General features: G+C 52.2%; 21 protein-coding genes. 4 read left to right on the forward strand and 17 right to left on the reverse strand.

All coding sequences use genetic code 11. The features are described 5' to 3' along the window. Positions 1-328 precede the first annotated feature (328 nt). The 12 genes from EKM90_RS04450 to EKM90_RS04505 form a co-directional block, all read right to left on the reverse strand. On the reverse strand, positions 329-1,138 hold the full coding sequence (locus tag EKM90_RS04450) for an ABC transporter ATP-binding protein (protein ID WP_125580080.1): 810 nt from the start codon (positions 1,136-1,138) through the stop codon (positions 329-331). Beyond that, complete coding sequence (locus EKM90_RS04455; RefSeq protein ID WP_125580082.1) at positions 1,138-2,037, reverse strand: ABC transporter permease; 900 nt, start codon at positions 2,035-2,037, stop codon at positions 1,138-1,140. The genes EKM90_RS04450 and EKM90_RS04455 overlap by 1 nt, the downstream gene beginning before the upstream one ends. 35 nt (positions 2,038-2,072) lie before the next feature. Continuing rightward, complete coding sequence (locus EKM90_RS04460; RefSeq protein ID WP_125580084.1) at positions 2,073-3,026, reverse strand: ABC transporter substrate-binding protein; 954 nt, start codon at positions 3,024-3,026, stop codon at positions 2,073-2,075. 413 nt (positions 3,027-3,439) lie between these two features. Further along, the gene (locus tag EKM90_RS04465) at positions 3,440-4,411 is read right to left on the reverse strand and encodes an ABC transporter substrate-binding protein (RefSeq protein WP_125580086.1); all 972 of its coding nucleotides are present in this window, start codon (positions 4,409-4,411) and stop codon (positions 3,440-3,442) included. Between the two features lie 352 nt (positions 4,412-4,763). Further along, positions 4,764-5,399 carry a histidine phosphatase family protein gene (locus tag EKM90_RS04470; protein ID WP_125580088.1) on the reverse strand — a complete coding sequence of 212 codons (636 nt, stop codon included), beginning with the start codon at positions 5,397-5,399 and terminating at the stop codon, positions 4,764-4,766. Positions 5,400-5,505: 106 nt separating this feature from the next. Further along, positions 5,506-6,504 (reverse strand): sugar kinase, encoded by a 999-nt coding sequence (locus EKM90_RS04475; RefSeq protein WP_125580090.1) that lies wholly within the window; start codon positions 6,502-6,504, stop codon positions 5,506-5,508. Positions 6,505-6,515: 11 nt separating this feature from the next. Continuing rightward, the gene (dagF, locus tag EKM90_RS04480) at positions 6,516-7,259 is read right to left on the reverse strand and encodes a 2-dehydro-3-deoxy-phosphogluconate aldolase (protein ID WP_125580092.1); all 744 of its coding nucleotides are present in this window, start codon (positions 7,257-7,259) and stop codon (positions 6,516-6,518) included. Next, complete coding sequence (locus tag EKM90_RS04485; RefSeq protein ID WP_125580094.1) at positions 7,259-8,368, reverse strand: DgaE family pyridoxal phosphate-dependent ammonia lyase; 1,110 nt, start codon at positions 8,366-8,368, stop codon at positions 7,259-7,261. Before EKM90_RS04485 ends, dagF begins: the two co-directional genes overlap by 1 nt. A gap of 2 nt (positions 8,369-8,370) precedes the next feature. Further along, a complete protein-coding gene (locus tag EKM90_RS04490; protein ID WP_125580096.1) occupies positions 8,371-9,480 on the reverse strand; it encodes an amidohydrolase/deacetylase family metallohydrolase in 1,110 nt (369 codons plus the stop codon). Position 9,481: 1 nt separating this feature from the next. After that, complete coding sequence (locus EKM90_RS04495; RefSeq protein WP_125580189.1) at positions 9,482-10,573, reverse strand: DUF871 domain-containing protein; 1,092 nt, start codon at positions 10,571-10,573, stop codon at positions 9,482-9,484. Continuing rightward, a complete protein-coding gene (locus EKM90_RS04500) occupies positions 10,573-10,836 on the reverse strand; it encodes a hypothetical protein (RefSeq protein ID WP_125580098.1) in 264 nt (87 codons plus the stop codon). Before EKM90_RS04500 ends, EKM90_RS04495 begins: the two co-directional genes overlap by 1 nt. Before the next feature lie 88 nt (positions 10,837-10,924). Then, complete coding sequence (locus EKM90_RS04505; RefSeq protein ID WP_125580100.1) at positions 10,925-11,629, reverse strand: GntR family transcriptional regulator; 705 nt, start codon at positions 11,627-11,629, stop codon at positions 10,925-10,927. Positions 11,630-11,775: 146 nt separating this feature from the next. Between EKM90_RS04505 and EKM90_RS04510 the strand changes: the two genes are divergently transcribed. Further along, on the forward strand, positions 11,776-13,074 hold the full coding sequence (locus EKM90_RS04510; RefSeq protein WP_125580102.1) for a PTS sugar transporter subunit IIC: 1,299 nt from the start codon (positions 11,776-11,778) through the stop codon (positions 13,072-13,074). A gap of 26 nt (positions 13,075-13,100) precedes the next feature. Beyond that, entirely contained in the window at positions 13,101-14,294 is a 1,194-nt protein-coding gene (locus EKM90_RS04515; RefSeq protein ID WP_125580104.1) for a GNAT family N-acetyltransferase, read from the forward strand. Between the two features lie 304 nt (positions 14,295-14,598). Here the strand turns inward: EKM90_RS04515 and EKM90_RS04520 are convergent, their stop codons facing one another. Beyond that, positions 14,599-15,930, reverse strand: coding sequence for a PTS sugar transporter subunit IIC (locus tag EKM90_RS04520; RefSeq protein WP_125580106.1), 1,332 nt, complete (start codon positions 15,928-15,930; stop codon positions 14,599-14,601). Positions 15,931-15,941: 11 nt separating this feature from the next. Continuing rightward, the gene (locus EKM90_RS04525; RefSeq protein WP_164507850.1) at positions 15,942-17,354 is read right to left on the reverse strand and encodes a glycoside hydrolase family 1 protein; all 1,413 of its coding nucleotides are present in this window, start codon (positions 17,352-17,354) and stop codon (positions 15,942-15,944) included. A gap of 145 nt (positions 17,355-17,499) precedes the next feature. Here EKM90_RS04525 and EKM90_RS04530 point away from each other — a divergent pair, with 145 nt between their 5' ends. Beyond that, entirely contained in the window at positions 17,500-18,273 is a 774-nt protein-coding gene (locus EKM90_RS04530; protein ID WP_125580110.1) for a MurR/RpiR family transcriptional regulator, read from the forward strand. A gap of 50 nt (positions 18,274-18,323) precedes the next feature. On the opposite strand, the gene EKM90_RS04535 is transcribed toward EKM90_RS04530, so the two are convergent. Beyond that, a complete protein-coding gene (locus EKM90_RS04535; protein ID WP_225422721.1) occupies positions 18,324-19,664 on the reverse strand; it encodes a polysaccharide deacetylase family protein in 1,341 nt (446 codons plus the stop codon). A gap of 172 nt (positions 19,665-19,836) precedes the next feature. Beyond that, entirely contained in the window at positions 19,837-20,394 is a 558-nt protein-coding gene (gene efp / locus EKM90_RS04540; protein WP_125580112.1) for an elongation factor P, read from the reverse strand. 236 nt (positions 20,395-20,630) lie between these two features. On the opposite strand from efp, the gene EKM90_RS04545 reads away from it, so the two are divergent. Next, positions 20,631-21,245 (forward strand): DUF805 domain-containing protein, encoded by a 615-nt coding sequence (locus EKM90_RS04545; RefSeq protein ID WP_125580114.1) that lies wholly within the window; start codon positions 20,631-20,633, stop codon positions 21,243-21,245. A 126-nt stretch (positions 21,246-21,371) separates the two neighbouring features. Here EKM90_RS04545 and EKM90_RS04550 read toward each other — a convergent pair whose 3' ends face one another. Continuing rightward, on the reverse strand, positions 21,372-22,064 hold the full coding sequence (locus EKM90_RS04550; protein WP_125580116.1) for a 2,3-diphosphoglycerate-dependent phosphoglycerate mutase: 693 nt from the start codon (positions 22,062-22,064) through the stop codon (positions 21,372-21,374). Positions 22,065-22,071: the final 7 nt, after the last annotated feature.

Raw genomic sequence — 22,071 nt, forward strand, 5'->3', positions numbered from 1 at the left:
TTAGCGTCCTTAAAGGAGCAAATGTTGACTCGGTATGGCCTGTTATCTAGCGGGTCCGGCAGAGGTGGCAGAGGGGCGTGGTGGTCCAGCCGCGAAACAAGCAGCACACGAGGAGACTGCGCCCTTTGCAGGCTGCTCCTGTGCTGCTTGGGGGCAACGGCGAGACAGCGTTGAGCGGCAGCGATGCTGGCTCGCCGTTGAGGCTGGAGACCGCTTTTCGGCTCCGGCCGTCCCCCGCAGCTGGACTGCCACGCCCCGGCGCCGCCTCAGCCGGACCCGCGGCCGCCAACCAAAAAATCCCCACTCAATTGAGTAGGGATTGGTGGCACTAACCAAGCAAAACGGCGTCATCGCTGAGTTCGTTGCCGCTTTGGGCTTTGAACAAGTCAAGCAGGTCGGGAATGGTCAAACCGTGCTTCTTTTCAGCCGGCAAATCGACGACGATGCGGCCATGGTCGAGCATGATCAATCGAGTGCCGTACTTCAAGGCATCCTGCATGTTGTGCGTAATCATCAAGGTGGTGATGTGTTGCGCGGAGACGATTTGCTGGGTCAGCGCCATGACCGTCGCCGATGTCTGCGGATCCAGCGCCGCGGTGTGCTCATCGAGCAGCAGCAGCTCCGGCAAATTCAGCGTCGCCATTAGCAAGGTAATCGCTTGGCGCTGGCCGCCTGAGAGCAAGCCAATTTCGGCATCGAGGCGATCTTCCAAACCTAAGTTCAGGCTGGCAAGTTTTTCCTTCATCAAAGCTAAATCGTCGTGCTTCACGCCGCGGCGCCAGAAGTTGCGCCAGGTGCCGCGCTTGAGCGCCAGCGCCATGTTTTCCTTCACGGTGAGCAGCGGTGCGGTGCCGGAGCGCGGATCTTGGAAGACCCGTGAAATCAGCTGGGCACGCTTAGCCACGCTTTGATACGTGACGTCTTGCCCGGCAATTTTCACTTGGCCCTGGCTGATGGGCAAGGAGCCAGCCACGCTGTTGAGCAAGGTCGACTTGCCGGCCCCGTTCCCACCGATAATGGTGACGAATTCGCCTGGTTGCAAGGTCAACTCGATGTTCTTCAAAGCGTGATTCTCGTTGGGCGTGCCTTGTTCAAAATACTGATTCAAACGATGGATTTCTAAAGCTGGCTCTGTCATCAGTTATTCATCTCCCGTTTATTGGCGCGCCGTGCGCGACTTTGCTTGATTTCCTTTTGCGCCAGCGGTAAGGCCAAGAATACCACTAGCATCAGTGCATAGAAGAGGCGTAAGTAATTCGGATCCACGCCGAGCTGCAAGACGCCGGCGATAATCAGGCGGTAGATAATCGCGCCGACAATGATCATCACCAGGCGTTTGCCAAAGCTGACATTGCGAATCAGGATTTCGGCGATGATAATCGCTGACAAGGCAATGACCAAGGTGCCAATGCCCATTGAGACATCCGCGAAGCCGTTAGTTTGAGCCATTAAACTCCCAGACAAGGCAATCAAGCCGTTGGATAGCATGTAGACAATGATCTTCATGTTGTCATTGTTGACCCCGTTAGCGGCGGCCATCGCTTGGTTGTCCCCCACGGCGCGTGCCGCCAAACCCATTTCGGTGTTGAAGAAGAACACCAGCAGGCCGATGACAATGGCTAAAATCACCACCCCGATGACAATCGTGGTGACGGTGCTATCGCCGATGGTGGCCATCGTGAACACCGTTTTGATATCGGAAAGCAGAGACACATTCGCGGCCTTCATGATGAACAAGTTCACCGAGTACAAACCGGTCATGGTCAAAATCCCGGTTAAAAGATCCGGAATTTTCAGCTTGGTGTGCAGCACGCCGGAAACAAAGCCCGCCGCTGCGCCGCCGCAAAACCCGAGCAAGGTGGCTAAAATCGGGCCGGTGCCTGAAACCAGCTGATGCGCGGTGATGGCAGCGCCTAAGGGAAAGCTGCCTTCAGCGGTCATATCAGCAATGTCGAGAATCCGGAACGTTAGATAAACCCCGATTGCCATGATGGCCCATAAAAAGCCGACTGAGATATTCGATACCAGGATGTCCATGTTAACCTCCATTAACTAAGTGCTAAGAATGAGAACTATTTCACGTCTGCGTCGGTCAGGTTGAAGGCCTTCATCATTTTTTCGTTCTTGATGACCATGGTCTTGGCTGGGGCTTCAACTGGCAGATTTTTGACTTTTTTGCCTTTCAAAATCTTGATGGCGAGTTTGGCCGTTTGACGGCCCAGTTCTTTGTAGCTGATGCCACGGGTGGCGACCCCGCCGTCCTCCACCATTGTCGAAGCGGCGCAAACGGCCGGGACATGCTTCTTCAGTGACAACTTGGCGACGGTTGGCATCGCTGCGGCCACGGTATTGTCGGTGACCAAGTACATCGCGTCACATTTGCCAGCCAACGTTTCGGTGGCAGCCTGCACATCATTGGTCGAAGCAACCGTGGTGGTGGCGACTTTCAGGCCCAATTGCTTGGCGACCTTGGTGGCGGACTTAATTTGCACCACCGAGTTTTGTTCGGCGGCGTTATAGAGCAGGCCCACGGTTTTGGTCTTAGGGAAGAGCTTGAGTAAGTATTTCATTTGGGCCTTAATGTCCACCATATCGGTAACACCGGTGGCATTTTGGTCCGGCTGGCTGGCGTTAGTGACCAGGCCTGCCGCTTTGGGATCGGTGACGGCGGTGAAGACCATTGGCGTTTCCTTATCCGCCTTAGCTAAGGCCTGCGCAGCAGGGGTGGCGATGGCTAAATTAACATCGTTTTTGTCCTGCTTCAGGCGCTGGCTCATGCTTTGCAAATTGGATTGATCGCCTTGGGCATTGACGTAATCGATTTTGATTTTATCGCCAGTATAGCCTTCCTTGGCGAGCTCTTGTTCAAAGCCTTTCCGCGCATCATCCAGCGCGGTTTGGTTGATCAGCTGCAAGATGCCGACCTTGACGGTTTTGGTCTCCTGCGCATTGGTTTTACTTGAGCAGCCCGCTAAGGCCAGTGCGAGAACGGCGGCAAGGCCGATCAATGTGTGTTTCATTTTCATGTTGTTTTCCCCCTGGACGTCGACCTTCGGCTGGGACCGCGGCCAGCCCAGAATAGAAAAGGGCCAGCCATTTGGAAATCATCCAAGTGACTGGCCCTTTTTTCCCGGGAAAAAGAAAAAGCCACATGGATGATTGCTACGATCCATGTGGCGGTTAATTGCACGTTAAGATGTGCCGGCCATCATGGATACAAACCCTGCGGTTTGCATCCATGATGCAAACCGCTATCCGAAAAAGCCGGCGAAAAATGTGTGATTAAGCTGTGTTGTCATTACTCGGTTCATGTTCAACACGTCCTTTACCCCAAAGATTAACCTTTGGTATGTAAATGAGAATACCGCTCATTCAACTAGGCGTCAAGGACAATTCGCTTATTTCACTGCTTGCCGGCGGGAAAACCTGGTGCCAAGCCTTATTCGACGGCTTTGGCGGCCTTTTCGACTTGCGCTTGGGTCAGGCCGAACAGCTTCATGCGCTTGGCATCGGTAACCAAAGTGGACTTGGCCGGCGCTTCAATCGCCAGATCAGACACTTTTTTGCCTTTCAAAATCTTCACGGCCAGTTTGGCCGTTTGCTTGCCCAAATCTTCGTAGTTGATGCCGACTGTGGCGACGGCTGCGGGTTTCACCATAGTGGCGTCGGCGGTGATCACAGGCACCTTTTTCGCTTCAGAAACTTTGCCGATGGTTGGCATCGCGGCCGCGGCCGTGTTGTCGGTTGGGATGTAAATCACATCCGCCTGGCTAGCCAAGGTTTCGGCCGCTTGCTGGACATCGTTGGTGGTGGCAGCGGTTTTAACCACGGCTTTTAGCCCCAACTTCGCGATTTCTTGCTTGGCGATTTTGATCTGGATCACCGAATTTTCTTCAGCGGCGTTGTACAACAGGCCAATGGTTTTCGCTTTCGGGAAGAGTTGGTGGGCGAAGTCGATTTGGCCTTTGACATCCACCATGTCGGTCACCCCGGTGGCGTTCTTATCAGGCGCCTTGGTGGATGAGGTCAAGCCGGCGGATTTTGGATCAGTGATGGCGGTGAACACCATCGGGGTCTGGTTATCCGCTTTGGCCAAGGCCTGAGCGGCTGGCGTCGCAATGGCCAGGTTCAGGTCGTTTTTATCGCTTTTCAGCCGCGCCGACATGGAGCTCAGATTACCCTGGTCACCTTGGGCATTCAGACTATCAAATTTGATCTTATCGCCTTTGTAGCCTTCCTTGGCCAACTCCTCTTTAAACCCTTTGTTGGCGGCATTCAAGGCGCTTTGATCGATCAACTGCAAGATCCCGACCTTGACGGTTTGCTTGTTACTACTTTTGCTGCCACAAGCGGCTAAGCTCAACGTCAGACTCAATGCGGCAACACCCATTAACATATGCTTGATTTTCATTTTGATTTCCTCCCAGAAATTATTCGTGTAGCGAAGGCAAAAACAGCCGGCCGCGAGGAATCTCCCACACGGCCGGCCATCTTCTTTCCGGAAAGAAAAAGCCACATGGAAGAGTCTTCTCATCCATGTGGCGGTTAATGTCATCAAAATACGACGCCTATCATGGATGCAAACCTGCTGCGCGGTTTGCACCCTAGAAGCGCAAGCCGCTATCCGTAATAGCCGTAATAATACGAGCGATTAAGTTGTGTTGGATTAAGTTCTGTCATGATCAACACTCCTTCGCGCCAGTTCAACTGGCATGTGTAGACCTTACGATAATTAGAAAATGGTGTCAAGGCTTATCGTAAAATTATTTTTCAATCAGTGGCGGGCGGTCGCGATAAATCAGCTCAAAATGCTTGCCGTCGCTAGTGTTGAGCTTGGTCACTGTCGTGTTTTGTAAGATGGGCAACGACCGTAGCAATGCCAGCGGGCGCCCCAGCAGCGCATTGACCAACACTTGAAAAACCAGGCCATGGGCCACCACCAGAATTTTGCCGCTGGGGTGCGCGGCCGCCGCGGTGGTGATGACGGGCACGACCCGCCGTTCCACTTCAGCATAGCGCTCGGCGCCAATCACTGGCGCATAATCGGCGTCAAACTCCAGCGGGCGATGAAAGTAGATCTCCCGGCCTAAGCCATCCTCAATTTGGTCTGGCCGTTTGCCATCCCAAGCTCCGAGGCGCATTTCCCACAAGCCATTGGCCGCCTGCAGCGGCGTATACGGGTCAGCATTAGCTGCTACTATCATTTGCGCCGTGGTCATCGCCCGCGGCAGCGGCGAACTTAACACTTGGACAAAACGCTGCTGCGCCAAAGCGCGCCCCACTGTTTTAGCCCCAGCACGGCCTTTCGCGGTTAATGGCGAGTCCAGTAACCCGCCATTGATTTCGCCGCGCTGGTTGATTTCAGTTTCGCCGTGCCGCACCAGATAAAATTCAGTCATTGTCTTGCCTCCGTGACGATTATACCAAACCTACTGCGGCAAACGAGCCGCAAAAAAACGACCACGTCGCTCGCCGTGATCGCCTTTGAGTAGATTGCTGCCGAGATTACCGTATCAAGCCCCCGGTGGCGCCGCTGCTGGCAATAAAGGCATTGACTTGCGCCAAGGTGGCCAAGGGGCTGTCGCCAATTTGAGCATGCGCCAAGGCCGTGTTGGCCACGGCAAAGGTCAAACTGCGCTCCACGCTCCAGTGTTGCGTCAGGCCATAAATGATCCCCGCGGCATAGGCATCCCCGCCGCCAATCCGATCCAAAATCATCAGCTCCTGCGGCTCAGACCAATGCAAGCCCGCTTCATCGCAGACGAAGCCTTGGATGAAGTCGCGGCCGTCTTTTTGCAACCGCTTGGTGCCAGCAAATATGCACAGATCATAATCAGCCAAGAACTGCTTAAATAACGGTTCATCCGTCGTATCCCGCGGATAACCCATGAGGTCGGTTAAATCACGCCGACTGCCAAACACCACCTGACTGGAGTTCAGCATCCGCTGATAATACTGGCGCATTTGGTCATGTGTATTGTGCTGATTCAGCACCACCCGGTAGTTGAAGTCGAAGCATACCGTCGTCTTTTGCTTGGCCGCAGCTTCAGCAAAAGCAAACGCCGCCTCGCGGGTGCCTTCAGTCAGGCTCAAGGAAATGCCGCAAATATGCAGCACATCGACGTCCTTTAGCGCCGCCGTCACGGGATAATCTGCCACGGTGCTGGTGCCAAAAGCGCTCGCCAGCCGATTTTGATAGGTGACACTTTCCGGCCGGTTGCCATAGCCGAGCTCAACAAAGAAACTGCCGAGATGATCGCCACGTTGCTGGACAAACCGGTCACCGACCCCGATGCGGCGCAGCGCGCCTTGCGCTGTGTCGCCCAACCGGTTCGCTGGCACTGCCGAAATCAGCCGCGTGTCCTGCCCAAAATGCGCCAAACTGGCGAGAATATTCACACCGGTGCCGGTAAAACTCATTTGCAGCTGATCGGTTTGTTCCAAAAGCAAGTGGTCAGGCACCGTCAGCCGCAGCATCACTTCACCAAACGCTGCGATGGTCATGATCAGGCCTCCTAGTCGACGAGCCGCTTGACGATAGCCAGCAGTGCTGCCACGTCTTCAGGCTTGGTGTCGCCGGTGGCCTTGTCAATGATGGAGGAGTAAACATGCGGAATCACGCGCTTCACGCCGGCGTCCAAAGCAATCTGCAGAATTTCCTCAAAGTTGGCCAAGTCGATGCCGCCAGTCGGTTCCAAGTCGAAGTCGTGCTCTGCGCAAGCCTTCGCCACCGCACGGAATTCTGCTTCGTGGGCCAGACCCTTCATCGGGAAGTACTTAATTGAGGTGCCGCCCATGTCTTTCAGCAAGGCAATGGCGGTTTCAATCGGCACTTCTGCCGCTGGGGCCTGACTGCTTAACGGCCCAGTGGCGATGTTGACGGTGCCGACATGGCCTGTTGGTGACACGAGGCCATTGATCACTGTGTCATGCTGACCCAGTAGCGCCCGGCTAGTCCCCACCCCAGTGAAGACCTGATTGACATGCTGCGGCGCAATCGCGGCGCTGACGCGGCTGACCATTTGGCTTTGGTTGGGATCCCCGGCCCCAAGCCCGACCGAAACCGCATTGTTAATCGCTGCTTGATACAACTTCATGTCGGCGATGGCGGCTTCATCGGTCGGGTAATTCTTGGTCAAAACGCCTAGCACCACATGCCCTTCGGCGGCGTCATAGCACGCTTTCGCATTATCAACCGAGTTGGCCAAGACGTTTAACGCCACGCGGCCTTGGTAGTAGTTTGGTTTCAAGTCAGTCATTATTTTGCCTCCATGATGGTCTTCAACCGGGCCACAATTTGGTCCATTTCATCCTGATCAACTGCGCGAATATCGAATTCGATAATCCCCTCATTGGCCCGATATTCACGGGTGTAAATCGCCGGATTACCGGCTTTCAACGCTGCCGTGACTTGCTTGGCGGTCAGCGGGGCGTCAGACTTGACAGTGACGCTGGCGCGATAGATTTCGCGGCCAGCACCGTCTTGCTGCTGCTTTGCCGCCAGCCCTGGTACTTCATTCAACGCGGTCAAAAATGGGACCAGCCGCGCTTTCATGTGGTCGCCAGCTTCAGGGCCATTCGTCAGATACTGTTCGATGGCGGCGGTTAACCCTAAAATGTTATCCTTGCCGATTTTCATCGCCCGGCCAATCCCGGTGCTTTGCAGTTCAATCCAGTCGATGTATTGTTTCTTACCAAAGACCAGGCCAGACGCTGGGCCTTCCAGGGCTTTGGCGCCACTGAAGACCACCAAATCAACGCCCATTTTGACGTATTTGATCAAGTCTTCTTCCGCCGCCGCATCCAAAATCAGCGGCAAATTGTGAGCGTGGGCTACCTTAAGGGCTTCTTCCACGGTCAGCATGCTCTTTTGCACGGTGTGATGGGACTTCACATACAGCACTGCCACGGTTTGGTCGGTGATCATCATTTCAATGTGTTCCGGCGTGCACATGTTGGCGTAACCGGCTTCGACCAACTGCCCGCCGCCCAGGCCAATCATGACTTCTTCTGGGGCACCATAGTCGACATTGTGACCCTTCGGCATGATCACTTCCCGCTTGGTAAAGCGGGGGTCGTTGTAGTGATAGGCGTGATACTGACTGCCGCGGCCAATCAAGGCGGCCACGGCCAAGGCTAACCCGGCCGAGGCGGAATTGACGATGATCGCCCCTTCTGCGCCTAGCAACTTCGCAATATGAGCACCAGTTTTCTCGGTGAGGTCCTTCATTTCGAAGAAGTGCGTGCCGCCAAATTGCTGGGCAGCCAGCACCTGCTGAGACACTTTCGAAACGCCGAGGATGGTCATTTTCCCACTGGCGTTGATCACTTGTTTCAACCCATATTGGGCATAAACATCTTCACTCATGATTAGTCCTCCAATTCGTAAACCTGGCCGGCGACAATCGTAGTGGTTGGTACCACCAGCGTATCCGTGTCGCGGGTGTTGTGATTTGAATCCGTCAAAGTCTTGTGCCCTTTGCGGACTTGGAAAATCGTGACGTCGGCATCTTTACCCACTGCCAGTGCCCCTTTTTGCTCGAGATGGAAGTTCTTGGCCGGCGCTTTGGTCACCATGTCAATCAGACTCGGCAAATCATAGCCAAGCAGCAGCATTTTCTCGATGCAGGTGGCTAAATCAATGACGGGGCCATTTTCGCGGTTGGTGTGGTAAATATCACTGCTCAGGGAATACGGATCCAGCCCCGCCGCATGCGCCAGTTCCATGGTGTGGAAGTTAAAACTATCAGTACCATGACCCACATCAAAAATCACGCCGCGGTGGTAGGCATCCCACACGAAGTCTTCAATCTTGCCATCTTGGTCGATGATGCCGTTGGGTTTGCCGTTGTAGGCATGGGTCAAAATATCGCCTTTTTGCAGCAAGGCCAGCACATCTTTGAGTTCAGGCGGATTGGCGCCCACATGCACCATCAGCGGCATGTCGCCCATTTCGTGCTGAATGCGTTTGCCGGCAATCAACGGTTTAACATCATTATCAATGACCACCGAGTGGCTCTCCCGAACCTTCAGCCCGACGATGAAGTCTGGGTATTTCTTCAAAGCCTCCAGCACCAAGTCGTCCTGAATGCGGCTCATATCGCCCAGTTCATCCTGAGCCAAGATCCCCGTTTTGGACACGTTGATCATCGCGTAGACGTTGGTTTTCTTGTTGCGGGTGATGTCATAAAAGTCGCCAATGTTGTCGGCGCCAGTTGAACCCGCGTCGATCACGGTCGTCACCCCAGTCGGCACGCCGTCCAAATCTGGATCATCGTAGTACAGCGTCAACTTTTGATAGCAGTGGGTGTGATCATCGATCCAGCCTGCTGACACATAGCTCTCGCCATGCAAGTCAATCGTTTTAGCGGCTTCTAGGTTTAACTGAGGGCCAACCGCGGAAATCTTCCCTGCGGTAATCCCGACTTCGATTGGTTCACCGGCCGCAGTGCGACCATTTTTGATGTAGATGTCTGTCATGCTACTTACGCTCCTCAAACTTGAATTTTGTCCACGGCCCCACGAAGTCTAACAAAGGCAGCTCAGCTTGACTGATATGACCAATCAGATTTTTGCGGGAATCTGTGTGTGGTTCAAGCACCACTTGCAATTCATTTTTATATTTACCAAAATCATCGTTGCCAACCACCACATCACCACGCTCAAACCGCTGCGTATTGTCATGCGGGGCATTGGCCTTAGCCGCAAACTGCTTGCGCACCTCAGTTGAGCGCACCACCCTCTCAGTAATATCACCACGGCGAACGTGCTGACAACCAAAAGCAATTGTGCGTTCAACGGGATTGCTCGTTGGCAACAACTCCAGGTTAAAGGTGAGCTGATAGCGATCCAAGGCGCCTAATGCCGCGAGTTCTTCATCGCTGGCATAGGCGTTACCGATAATCACATCATCGATCACACCGGTGGCAAACAGGTGCTTCGCCTGGACCGTAATCGGCAAGTGGCGATGCGCCTCCAAGGTCGGCAGGCCGTCGTTCACTGACCATGGTCCAATGGTGGCAACTTGCGAGCTGATAAAGGCGGCGGTGCGCAGGTTGTTGCGCTTAAACCGGTTGGTGCATGACATGAAGAAATCCTCTGGCAAGCCGGTGCCTTCTTGCGGGTAAAAGTTGTGGCAGCCATACAGGAAAGGCTTATTCGCCTGGTAACTCAAGATATTGTCCAGGTAGGCGACGTCATTGCTCATGTTGAGTTCAATGATCAGGTGCTGGGGGTTATAGGTCATTAAGGCTTCTTTTTGACCATCGAAGCCCTGATCGAGACGAATGCCGTCTGCGCCGAGATCCGCGAAGAAACTGAGATCATCGTAAGAAATACTTAACTGCGCGAAGATATTCGGCGCCACATCTAAGATGACCTCGTAATCTAAGCTTTTCGCGAGTTGAATCAGCCGGCGATATTTCGCCACCACCCGGTCTTTGTCCTCAGTAATCTCCAGCATGCTCATAAAAAGTCGAGAAAAGCCATTGGCTGCGGCCTGGTGGAGGTAACGCTCGTTTTGAGCCTCATCACTGTGATCGGGATAAATGGAAATGCCTAAGCGTCTTGGAATCAACGTTTCTTGCTCCCTTCCGGATGAAGACTCTTGATGCGGCTGAACTTGTGTAGCATCACCAGCGACATAAAGACCGTCACCGCTGGTACCACGAAGTACTTGATGGCCCAGGGCCAGGTCACCAGAATGCTCAGCGCGATGACGCCGACACTAAGCAAAATCGTTTTGAACCCTGACAGGTTGATGACAAAAGCAGGCAACCATTCTCGTTCCACCACGACCGCGCTAATCATAAACACAATGACCAATGCAATTATCATGTCTTCATCCCTTTCATTGCGGTGCAATCATAACATTATAATCTTTCAATGTAAACCCTTTAGCGATTTGTTTTCGGGCGGGCTTTCATTAGACCTCATAATCGATTTGATACGGCCGTACGCTGGTGTTATACGTTGCTAACGAGTACTCCACCACTTCATCAAATTGATCATATCCCAGCCGCAAGCGGCGCATCGCGTATGGGAACGGTAGCTTAAGCATCTTGGTGACGTTATCATCAATCTTGCGGGTGGCAAAGGTATCCTCGAACCGCTTAACAGTGATATTCGCCAGCTTGAGCGCTTGATAAAGCGAATGTTCCTCCAAAGACCCCGCCGAAATCTGCTCAATCGGAATGCGCAAGTAGTGAACGAAGAAGATAAACGGTTCGCCGTCTAATAAGTAAAGGCGCTCAATTTTCGTGATGTCTTGATGCGTGTCACCGCCAAACACTTCAGGTACCTCAGTGTAGCGGCAGGAGGCAATACTGAGCACTTTTTTCTCCATCTGCCGCCCTTCAGCTTCCAAAATCGTGGAGAAAGAATCCGCCTTGGAGAGGCGGTTAAACGGGCGATTGCTAATGACAAACGTCCCCTTACCGCTTTGCTTTTTGAGGTAGCCTTCCTTCGACAGGATTTCCACCGCATTGCGGACGGTGATCTTGCTGACGTTGTATTCGGCCATTAATTCGTTTTCGGTAGGAATCGCGTGATTAAGGGCATACTGATCCTTAAAGATCTTTTTCTTGATGTCCTCAGCAATGTCCTTATATAAGATACCGGTTCTTTTCATCCGCTCAAACCTAGCTTTCTCAGATAATATACCGCCAGTGTACCATACGATTTTTGGAAAGTATACGTTTACACTATAACGTTATAATGTTACACTCCCCTTGTGCACAGAACTCATTCAACTATTTTTGCAAAGGAGCAATGATCATGAAGAAACTGATGGACTTCCTTGAGAAGTATTTCATGCCGGTCGCCGACAAAATCGGTAACCAGCGTCATTTGCTCGCGATTCGTAACGGCTTGATTTCAATCATGCCACTGACCATCGTGGGCTCCATTTTTGTCATTTTTCTGAATCTGCCAATCGACGGTTACGACCAGATGATTGCCGGCTTCCGCCCAATTCTTGATATTCCGTTCCGGTTTACCGTTGGGATTATGGGCCTATATGCGGCCTTTTCCGTGGCGCATTACTTAGGTAGCTCATACAAACTCGACCCCCTGAGCTCAGGGCTGCTTGCCGTGGTGGGTTACCTCATTTCAGTGGTGACCCCAGTGCGGGTCACCGAAGACGTGAAGAACGTCATCTCCGCTGGTAATTACCTGTCCATCGCTGACATCAGTTCCACTAGTTTATTCGGCGCAATCGTCGCCGCCGTGGTGTCAGTGGAAATTTATCACTTCTTCGTTGAGCACAAGATTACCATTAAGCTACCAGCCACGGTCCCACCGGCTGTACTGAAGTCCTTTGAAGCGTTAATTCCAGCGTTTGTGATCATGATGCTGTTCTGGGGCCTGCGTTACGGCTTGAAGTTTGATATGAACAGTTTCATCACCTTGCTGGTATCACCACTGAAGCACTTCATGGTGGGGAACAGCCTGTTCGGCGGTTTGCTGACCGTCTTCCTGATTCAATTGTTCTGGAGTTTCGGGATCCACGGCGAAAACGTCTTGGGTCCAATTATCCGACCAATGTGGGACGCCGCGATTTTGGAAAACATGGATGTTTTTGCCAAGACTGGTAACGCCCACGCTTTGCCAAATATCTTTACCGAACAGTTTCTGCAGTGGTTTGTTCAAATCGGGGGCTCTGGGACCACGATTGCCCTGGCCATTCTTTTCCTCACTTCGCGCTCGAAGTTTGCCAAGCAAATGGGTAAAATGACCATTGTGCCTGGGCTGTTCAACATCTCTGAACCACTGGTCTTTGGGACTCCAATCGTGATGAACCTAATCTTGGTCATTCCGTTCATTCTCTCACCAATCGTTTTGACGATTGTTTCTTACATTGCCACGATTACCGGCTTAGTTCCGATGATGATGGCGAAGCTACCATTTACCATGATCGGCCCGATTGGCGCCTTGATGAGTACCAATTGGAGTATCCCGGCCGCCATCTTGAACGTGGTCAACATCTTGATCGCCATTGCAATCTACTATCCATTCTTCAAGATTTTCGAACGCGAACAACTCACCATTGAAGCCAAGGCTGACGCCGAAGCATAACCGGCAAATAGAAAGGACCTGATTTTTTGGGTGTTGACGTTAAACTGGACCCAATCAAGGACGAAGCTCGTTTTTACCATCTGACGCTATATGCGTTTAACCGCCAAGATACGCCGCAGCGACAGGCCTTTTTCGGCCAGCTTTACCGTCATAGCCTCGCTTACGGGGCCATTGAGGATGGCGAATTGAGTTCAGGCTTTCTCGCCATTCCCTTTGAGACACAGTTCCATCATGACCGCATCCCGATGCGCGGTATCAGCTATGTCTCCAGTTATCCCGAAGATTCTGGTCATGGCAATATCACCAAACTGATGCACCGGTTCTTCGAAGATTGTCAAACCGATCAGGTCCCGCTGGCTTACCTCGCCCCCTTCTCATTCCCTTTTTACCGCCGGTTTGGATTCGAGCAGGTTTTTGACCGCGTCCACTACCACGTTCAAACTCGTGATGTGGGCAAACTGCCCATCCCCGCTTTCGCTAAAACCGCCGACGTCAGCATCAAACGGCATTCCTTTGCCCAAGCTGGCGCCGAAATCGCCGCCTTCCACGAGGCCCATCTCTTTAACCGAGGCGGCGGCACAATTCGCAGCGCCTGGTGGCAAGGCTATCTGACCTTAAAACACGCCACTTGGGAAGTGGCGACCTGTCTGGTGGCAGGCAAGCTGGAGGGCTACGTAATCTACAGTCGCGATGGCAACCAGCAACTCAGCATCCAAGAATTCTTCTGGGCCAGCAAAACCGCGTACTGGCAGTTGCTCAATTTCATCGCTCGCCATAAAGGTACCTATGCTGCCTTCGATTACATCTCTGGTGACCCACGGCCGCGCATTGATGCTTTCTCAGATCCGCATGTGAAGAAATCCATGACGGCCACCAACGAAGCCTACATGATGGCGCGCATTGTCGATTTACCAATGTTCTTCAAGTTCTACCATGTGCCAACCGATCGGCACATTAGCCTGACAGTGACGGTCACTGACGACTTCTTGCCAGCTAATAACCGCACTTGGCGGTTAACAGCGCAAAATGGGACCATCGCCTGCCAGCCTACTGATGACGCTGCAGAACTCATCATCGATATCCGCGAGCTGACTCAAATTTTACTGGGTTACCGGCGAGCGGAAGACCTGATGCAACTAGACTTAAGCGCTAAACAGGCCAACGCGCTGAACCAGCTCACCCAACCTGACTTGGTGCCTATGCTGTGGGATTACTTCTAACCTAGATCATTCTGACCTGTGCCGCTTGCGGTGCAGGTTTTTTGTTGCACTCTAGCACCATTTCGCTATGCTTTGATGCCGCTTGCCTGCCGGTACGCACTGTCAGGCAAGCGGCTTCCTTTAGAAGACCGACCGCTGTCCTTTGGCTCGCCCACTTGCACCCACGCAGCATCATCCAGCCTCGGTGTGCGGGTAAACCATTCCCGCTTACGACGGTTATATCGTCTCGGTTTGTCCTAACCATGCCCGTGGCGTAAAAAAGAAGACACCCGGAGGCATCTTCTCAGGCTGGTGCTAGGTCAGGCTATGAGGCAGACTGCTCTGATTTGATCAGATCCGATACTGACTCCCCTTTTTCTTGAGCGATTTGTGTCTTTTCAAAGGCCTTAAAGAACGGGTAGTAGATAATCAGGGAAACGAAGAAGCAGACAAATACCATCAGGCAGGCAAACCAGTTCCAGTTGGTAGTAATCAAAGCCCCTAGTGGTGCCGGAATGGAAAATGGCGGTTTCACCATCATGCGTGGCATAAAGCCTAAAATCGTGACAACGTAAATGATGATGGTATTTACAATAGGCACAATGATAAATGGAATTGCCAGTAATGGGTTCATGACGATTGGTGCCCCAAAAATCACCGGTTCGTTGATGTTAAAGATCCCTGGCAAAATGGACAGCCGACCGAGTTGTTTTAGATACTTGGACTTCGAGAACAGGAACAAGACCACCAATGCGAGCGTAGCGCCGGTCCCACCCATTTGGGCGTACCACTGGAAGAACTGTTCTGTGAAGATGTTAGGCAACTTGAACGCGCTCATCCCGTTTTGGAACAATTCGGCGTTTTCGATAATGGCTTGGTCCCAGAACGGACGAATAATTGGGCCCATAACTGCGTGGCCGTGAATCCCCATGGTCCAGAACAAGCAAATGAAGAATTGGGTCACAATTCCGCCGAGCAGGTTATTCCCAGTCAAGAAGCCCTTTAGTGGTGAAATCAAAATCGACAACAGTTCGTTGATATTGATCCCCAGGAAATGCCGCGGAATCCAGAAGATAAGAACGACCAGCAATGTCGGCAGCAATGCAGCAAAGGATTCACCAACAACCGGCGGCACGCCATCTGGCATCTTGATCTCAAGCTTATGAACCTTACAGAAGCGATAGATTTCTACCGCAATCAAAGCGGCCAGAATAGCACCGAACAGCCCTTGGGAGCCTAGTGGGGTCAACGGAATGTAACGATCGGCCGCCACCGCTTTGCCGGCGGTGGTCACACCTTTGGCAATTTGAACCGGCATCACCATCAGCAAAGTGCCCAACATTGATAAGATCCCGCCAGTGGTTTTATCGAGCTTATAGGAATCTGACAGGTACGAACCAATAGTGAAGCTAGCATAAAGTGCCATCAAACCGACTGTGAAGCGGAATGGCACATCTAGGATGGCCACGTAAGGTGCTATAAAATCCGAGTAGCCGTTGATGGGCAAATTCAGCAAAATCGTAAAGAACGAGCCGACAATCGTCAGCGGTAAAATCGAGATTAACCCGTTACGAATGGCTTGCAGGTGGCGCTGATCCCCAATCTTATTCGCAATGGGGAGTAAGCGGACCGACAGCGCGTCAAAATAATGTGACACAATGACTCCTCCTATTCTTTGACATCGTAGTCGATTGCATTTGTCGCCACAACCTGTTTAAACCACAGGCCCGACTTCTTAACCGTCTTCTCACCAGTTGCTAGATCCAGCCGGTAAAACCCATAACGATTCTTATATGCATTCATCCACGACCAGCAATCCACGAAGGTCCACATGTGATAGCCTAAGCAGTGGCTGCCTTCTTGAATCGCTTTGTGTAAGTAATAAAGATGTTCCTTCAAAAACTCAATCCGATAGTCATCTTGAACCATACCGTCCTTGATGAACTGTTCCTCATCCTGAATACCAATCCCGTTTTCCGAGACGAACCATGGCACATCAGGGTAATCACGGTCCAGCTTTTTGGCGATGTCATACAGCGCTTCCGGGTAGATTTCAATCCCGCGCGAAGTATTCATCCGCCGTCCTGGCATGTCGTACGGATCAAAGAACCATTCTGGGGAAAAGACACCCTCGCGGTTCGGCTCAGATTCACGGGCTTTCACGCGCCGCGGCCGGTAGTAATTAATCCCAAGCAGATCAATCTTCGTATCGGCAATCAGAGCCAATTCGTCAGCTGTGACCTCCCCAGGCATCTGGTCGTACTTTTGCAACACTGCGACCAACGCTTCAGGATAATGGCCCTTCAAAATCGCGTCATTCAAGCTCCGCGTGTAAAACAGATCTGCCATCTCGGCAGCTTTCAGATCTGCTGGATTTTGACTGCGCGGATAAACCGGAATGACATCCATGATAATGCCGATCGTTGACGTTAATCGCGTCCGCCGGAAAGCGGCAACGCCTTGGCAATGGGCCACGATAATATTATGCAAGACTTGGGCTGCCCGCTTGAAGTCGACAACAAAAGGATAATGTCGGTCATGCAGATAACCGGCTTCTGCAGGGATCATCGGTTCATTAAAGGTGAACCAATGATCGACCAAGTCTCCGAACTGTTCGAAACACACCGCCGCGTAATGAGCGTAGGCAGTGATAGTGGCTTTGTTTTCCCACCCTCCTTCATTTTGCAGATACATCGGCAGATCAAAGTGGAAGAGGTTGACGAAGGGGCTGATGCCAACTGCTTTCATCTGGCTGAAGACCGCCCGGTAAAACCGCACCGCTTCCGGATTGACCTGACCGCTGGCATCGGGGATTAAGCGCGACCAGGAAATCGAGGTGCGCAGCGAGTTCATCCCGATGGCAGCCATCCGCTCAACATCAGCCTCGTGGTCAACGTAAAACCGCGATGTTTGCGCTGTGGTTACCCCATTAAAGAAGCGATTACGATAATGCGTCGAGGCGTAATCCCAAATGTTCTCTCCTTTGCCATCACCTGGCACTGTCCCCTCTGATTGCGTCGCACTGGTTGCGGCGCCCCACCAGAAGTCTTTTGGAAACTGTAATTTAGTCAAAACAGCCATGTCCTCCTTCAATTGACCTTAGAACACTATAACCTTATAATAATTTCATATGAGGTGAAAGCGTTTCACCGGGTTCCGTTACTTGTTACGGTGAGTCGTTTTTTGTCACCAACTGGACACATAGCGTTACATTGTGGAGGCAACGATGCTATTTTTGACCCATACACCCAAGCTCAACGACTTGGACTTACAGATTTTCAACTATATCAATGAGAACATGGCCTTGGTCCCCTACTTGCCCATCCGCACTTTGGCCAAAAAAACGCATTCCAGTACCGCTTCCATTTTGCGCTTTTGCCATAAGTTCGAATGCGAAGGCTACGGCGAATTCAAGGTGCGGCTCAAGTTGTACCTGGCCAATACTTCGCATTACGCCCCCAAAGAATCGCATGTTCAAGAATACATCGCGTTTTTGAAGTCAACCCAAAACGAGGCCTTCAAGGACCGGCTCGCCTCGGCGGTTGAACTGCTGAAAGGCAAGGACCTGGTGCTCTTTCTAGGCGCAGGCACCTCGGAAGCAATCGGCGGGTATGGCGCCTTGTACTTCTCCAATTTATCCATCCCAGCACTCAAAATTTCCGATCCGTCGAATTACCCCTCTTCAATGTTCTCAAGTATTTTTTTGAAACAAACGGTCTTCATCGTTACCTCAGTCAGCGGTGAAACCAAAGAGGTCATCGAATACATGGAACATCTTAAAGCGGCACACGCCACTATCATCTCGATCTGCAGCGCAGACCGTTCCACCATTGCCCAGCTGGCCAATGTGAACATTCCGTATCAGATTACACGGGAAACGGTGCAGAAAAACTTCCGCGATCCCGAAAAGGAAACCGAAATTACAACCCAGCTACCAGCCTTATACATTCTCGAAAAGCTCGCCCAAAGCGTACACAGTCTCGCCGATATACCGACCTGAAAGTAAACGCGGCCTGCCGGAAACCTCCGACAGGCCGCGTTTTGATGTCATTAAATCAGGCGTTGATCGCCCAGACTGAAGTACTGATGGCTCGGCAAAAGCTGCTGTCCAAGCAGCTCGCTCACCGTTTTGAACTGGTAACCTTGCTGCTTCAGATCGCTAATCACCGTTGGCAACGCCGCCACAGTGGCAGGCTGAATGTCATGCATCAAAATAATGCTACCGGAGCGCGCCGCCGCTTTGATGCGGGCAATAATCATCTCTCGGTTGCGCGACTTCCAGTCTTGCGAGTCAATGTTCCACTGAATGGCTGGCAGCTCGATTTGCGCCGCATTGGCCTTGGAAATTGCCCCGTATGGCGGCCGCAAAAACGGCGGCAGGCGATCAAAGGCGGCATAGTAGGTCGCAATATTTTTGCCATAAGTTTCATCCAGCGCCGCGGCTGGCGAAAGGCCTGGCAAATAAGGATGGTTGTAAGTATGGGTGCCGACCTCGTTGCCCTCATCCGCCACTTGCCGGGCCAGCTGCGGATCATGGGCGATACCAGTGCCGACCATGAAAAAGGTCGCTTTCGCTTGGTGCTGTCGCAAAATCTGCAGGACTTGTGGCGTGGTGCGCGGATCTGGCCCATCATCAAAGGTCAACGCAATCACCTTGCCAGCGGCGGGCTGGGCTTGACTGTCTTTGAGATAAGGCTTGACTGCAGTCAGCGGCAAGGTCACTTCGGTCTTGCCAGCGGCATCTTGAATTGTCAGGTCATGATCACTGATCACGAAATTCGTGGCAGTCAGCTTGCTTAACAGTGGTCGGCTCAACACGGCGGCTAATGCCGGCGCCGAGAGCTTCTTTCCGCTTGCTAAGGCCTGCTTGGCAGCGTAGTTGATGGCCCGGCGTGCTTCATCGGTCGTCACCAAAGCCGCCACTGTTGCCCGCTTGCCGGCGGCGTCGAGCGTGTGTGGGGCCTCTTGCGTGACCGTGCGGTGCATTTTGGTGCCCTGGGTGTACAGCTGTTCCAGACTTGTGTCCATTGTGGTGAGACCTAAAGGTGCGGCAGTCAATGCCACCGTCGCCACCACTGCCTTATCGCTGGCGTGCTTCGGCATCGCCGCCAATTTGCTTTTGACGGTTGCCCGCAGTGATGCTGGCACCTGATGCCCTTTAGGTAGCACAAAAATAGCCTGACCACAGGCAACTTTTTCCTTGGTTTGGGTGCCATGGGCATGGGCCAGCACCTGCGTGAGGTGCGCCTTAGTTTCCGCCTGCGCGTGCTTAACCGGCGCTTCTTTGGTTTGATACCGCCAACCAACAATGGCGGCGATGACCAGCAGGGCCAGCACAGCGCCCCAAAGCCATCCTCGCGCCTGCCGATGCTGATAACGTTGCTGTCTCATCCCCGAACTCCTCACTTTCGCAATCTGTCTTTAGTATACGGGGTATTCACGGCTAAGTCATAATAGTTCTATTAGAGTTTTTTGAAAGAATCTCATAAACCAGCGAACCCACTTTTTCCGCGCTTAGCGAAAATAAAAAACGCCAGGCGCTGACTCGCCTGACGTCCTCTCATTACGCCCGCTTGACGTAAGTGCCCATTTGGGTGTTGATGACTAGCTTTTCGCCGGCCTGAATGAAGTCTGGCACGTTAACGACTACGCCAGTTTCCATGGTGGCTGGCTTGCCGCCGTTAGTCACCGAACCGCCTTTGATTGAAGGCTGGGTTTCAGTCACGGTCAGCTCAACGGTGGTCGGCAGGGTCACCCCAATCACTTCACTGCCGTAGAATTCGATGCTGACTTCCATGTTCTCCAGCAAATATTTCATTTCGCTTTCGATGCTGGCCACTGGCAATTCGTATTGTTCATAGGTGGCCATGTCCATGAAGTAAGCCATGTCATCTTGGGTGTAGAGATATTGGGCCGGCTTATCTTCCATCACCGCCAGCTCAATTTTTTCGCTTGGCCGGTAGGTCGTTTGAACCGTGGACCCGCTGCGAATATCGTAAAGTTTCAGTTGCATCAAGGTATTGCCCTTGCCTGGCTTGTGGTGATTACTTTCAATCACCTTGATCAGCTTGCCGTCCTTAACAAAAGTCATCCCTGCACGTAAATCAACTGCTTGTACCATGAATTAATCTCCTTTATTTGCGAATGCGACGCCTTCAAATGCGCTGCCACGGGGGCGGTAATGCCCGCCGCACTAAAAATAAATTAATCATAGAAACTCCTTATCGATCAGATGAATTGATCGTCTCGCTTCCTAGTATAGCATAGGTTTTACCCGCGAAAATCAGGAATGTTCTTCGCATTTATTTGGCTGATATGGTTTAATAAAGGCAATAATAGGGCAAGGAGTTGGGCAACATGGCATTAAAATCACAAGCAGATGAACAAGAAGCAACCGACAACCGCTATTACCGGGCCACCGGCTTCACAGCACTCAAGGCGTTTTTCGGAAATTTTGCGCATTTTCGCGGCCGCTCATCGCGCAGTGAGTATTGGTGGATTCAATTGTTCGGAGTGTTAGCTGGTGTCGTTGCGTTCTTCGCGATTTTTGCGGCCTTACTCGGCACCATGGCCACAGCGGCATCCTACACCCAAAAAGACATGCTGGCTGCCCTCGGGCACGCCGGTCCTGCCTTTATCCTTGGCGGGCTCCTGATGATTGTGATTTTACTCATCCTAGTGCTTCCGGCCTTGGCGCTGGTCATTCGTCGCTATCGGGATGCCGGTTTGCCTTGGTGGGTCTACCTCATTCAAGTGCTGGTGTTCTGGGTGCTACTGATCATTTTCCCAGCGCAGACTAAAATTGGCGGGTATGTCGAATGGGGCTTCAACATCTCGGTGATGCTGCTGTGCCTGCTACCTTCCAAACCACTGCCGCATCATGCCAACAACGGCTTAGACGACCGGATTCAGCCTGATGCCATGTTCGAGTCCAAACATGACGATAACGATAGGCCTTATACTGAAGGCTAGCGATTAGAAAGAGGGCCCTCGCAAATGCGAGGACCCTCTTTGCTTTTTCACTCAGTTGAGGCTTCATGCCATGTCATCGGCGGCGTAGAATCAAAAACCCAACTGCATTTGCAGTTGGGCATGAGCTTACTTGCTCAGCTTGGTCTTGTCTTGCACTTCCAACTTGTCGTTGAAGGTGTAAACCACTGGTTCGCCAGTAGCCATTTCCAAGTTGATGATGTCTTCATCAGAAATGTTTTCGATGTACTTGGTCAAAGCGCGCAAGGAGTTACCATGGGCAGCCACGATAACGTTCTTGCCAGCCAACAGATCTGGCGCAATGTGATCTTCCCAGAAAGGAATAACCCGTTCCAAGGTGACCTTCAAGTTTTCACCACCAGGAACAATGCGAGGGTCGAGGTTAGCGTAACGACGATCCTGAGCAGCTGAACCTTCGTCGTCAGCACTCAACAGTGGTGGCAACACGTCGTAGGAACGACGCCAGATGTGAACCTGTTCATCGCCCCACTTTTTGGCTGCTTCAGCCTTGTTTTGGCCCTGCAGAGCGCCATAGTGACGTTCGTTCAAGCGCCAAGTCTTGGTTTCTGGAATCCAGAGTTGGTCGGATTCTTCCAATGCGTAGTGCAAAGTCTTGATCGCACGGGTCAAAACAGAGGTGTAAGCCTGGTCGAATTCAAGCCCAGCAGCCTTGATGCGGCGGCCCGCTTCCTTCGCTTCTTCAGTCCCCTTTTCGGAAAGGTCAACATCGACCCAACCGGTGAACTGGTTAGACAGGTTCCATTCACTTTGGCCGTGACGGATAAGCACTAATTTTGCCATCTAGAGA

The organism is Lacticaseibacillus suibinensis (assembly GCF_003946175.1).
GTDB classification, from domain to species: Bacteria; Bacillota; Bacilli; order Lactobacillales; family Lactobacillaceae; genus Lacticaseibacillus; species Lacticaseibacillus suibinensis.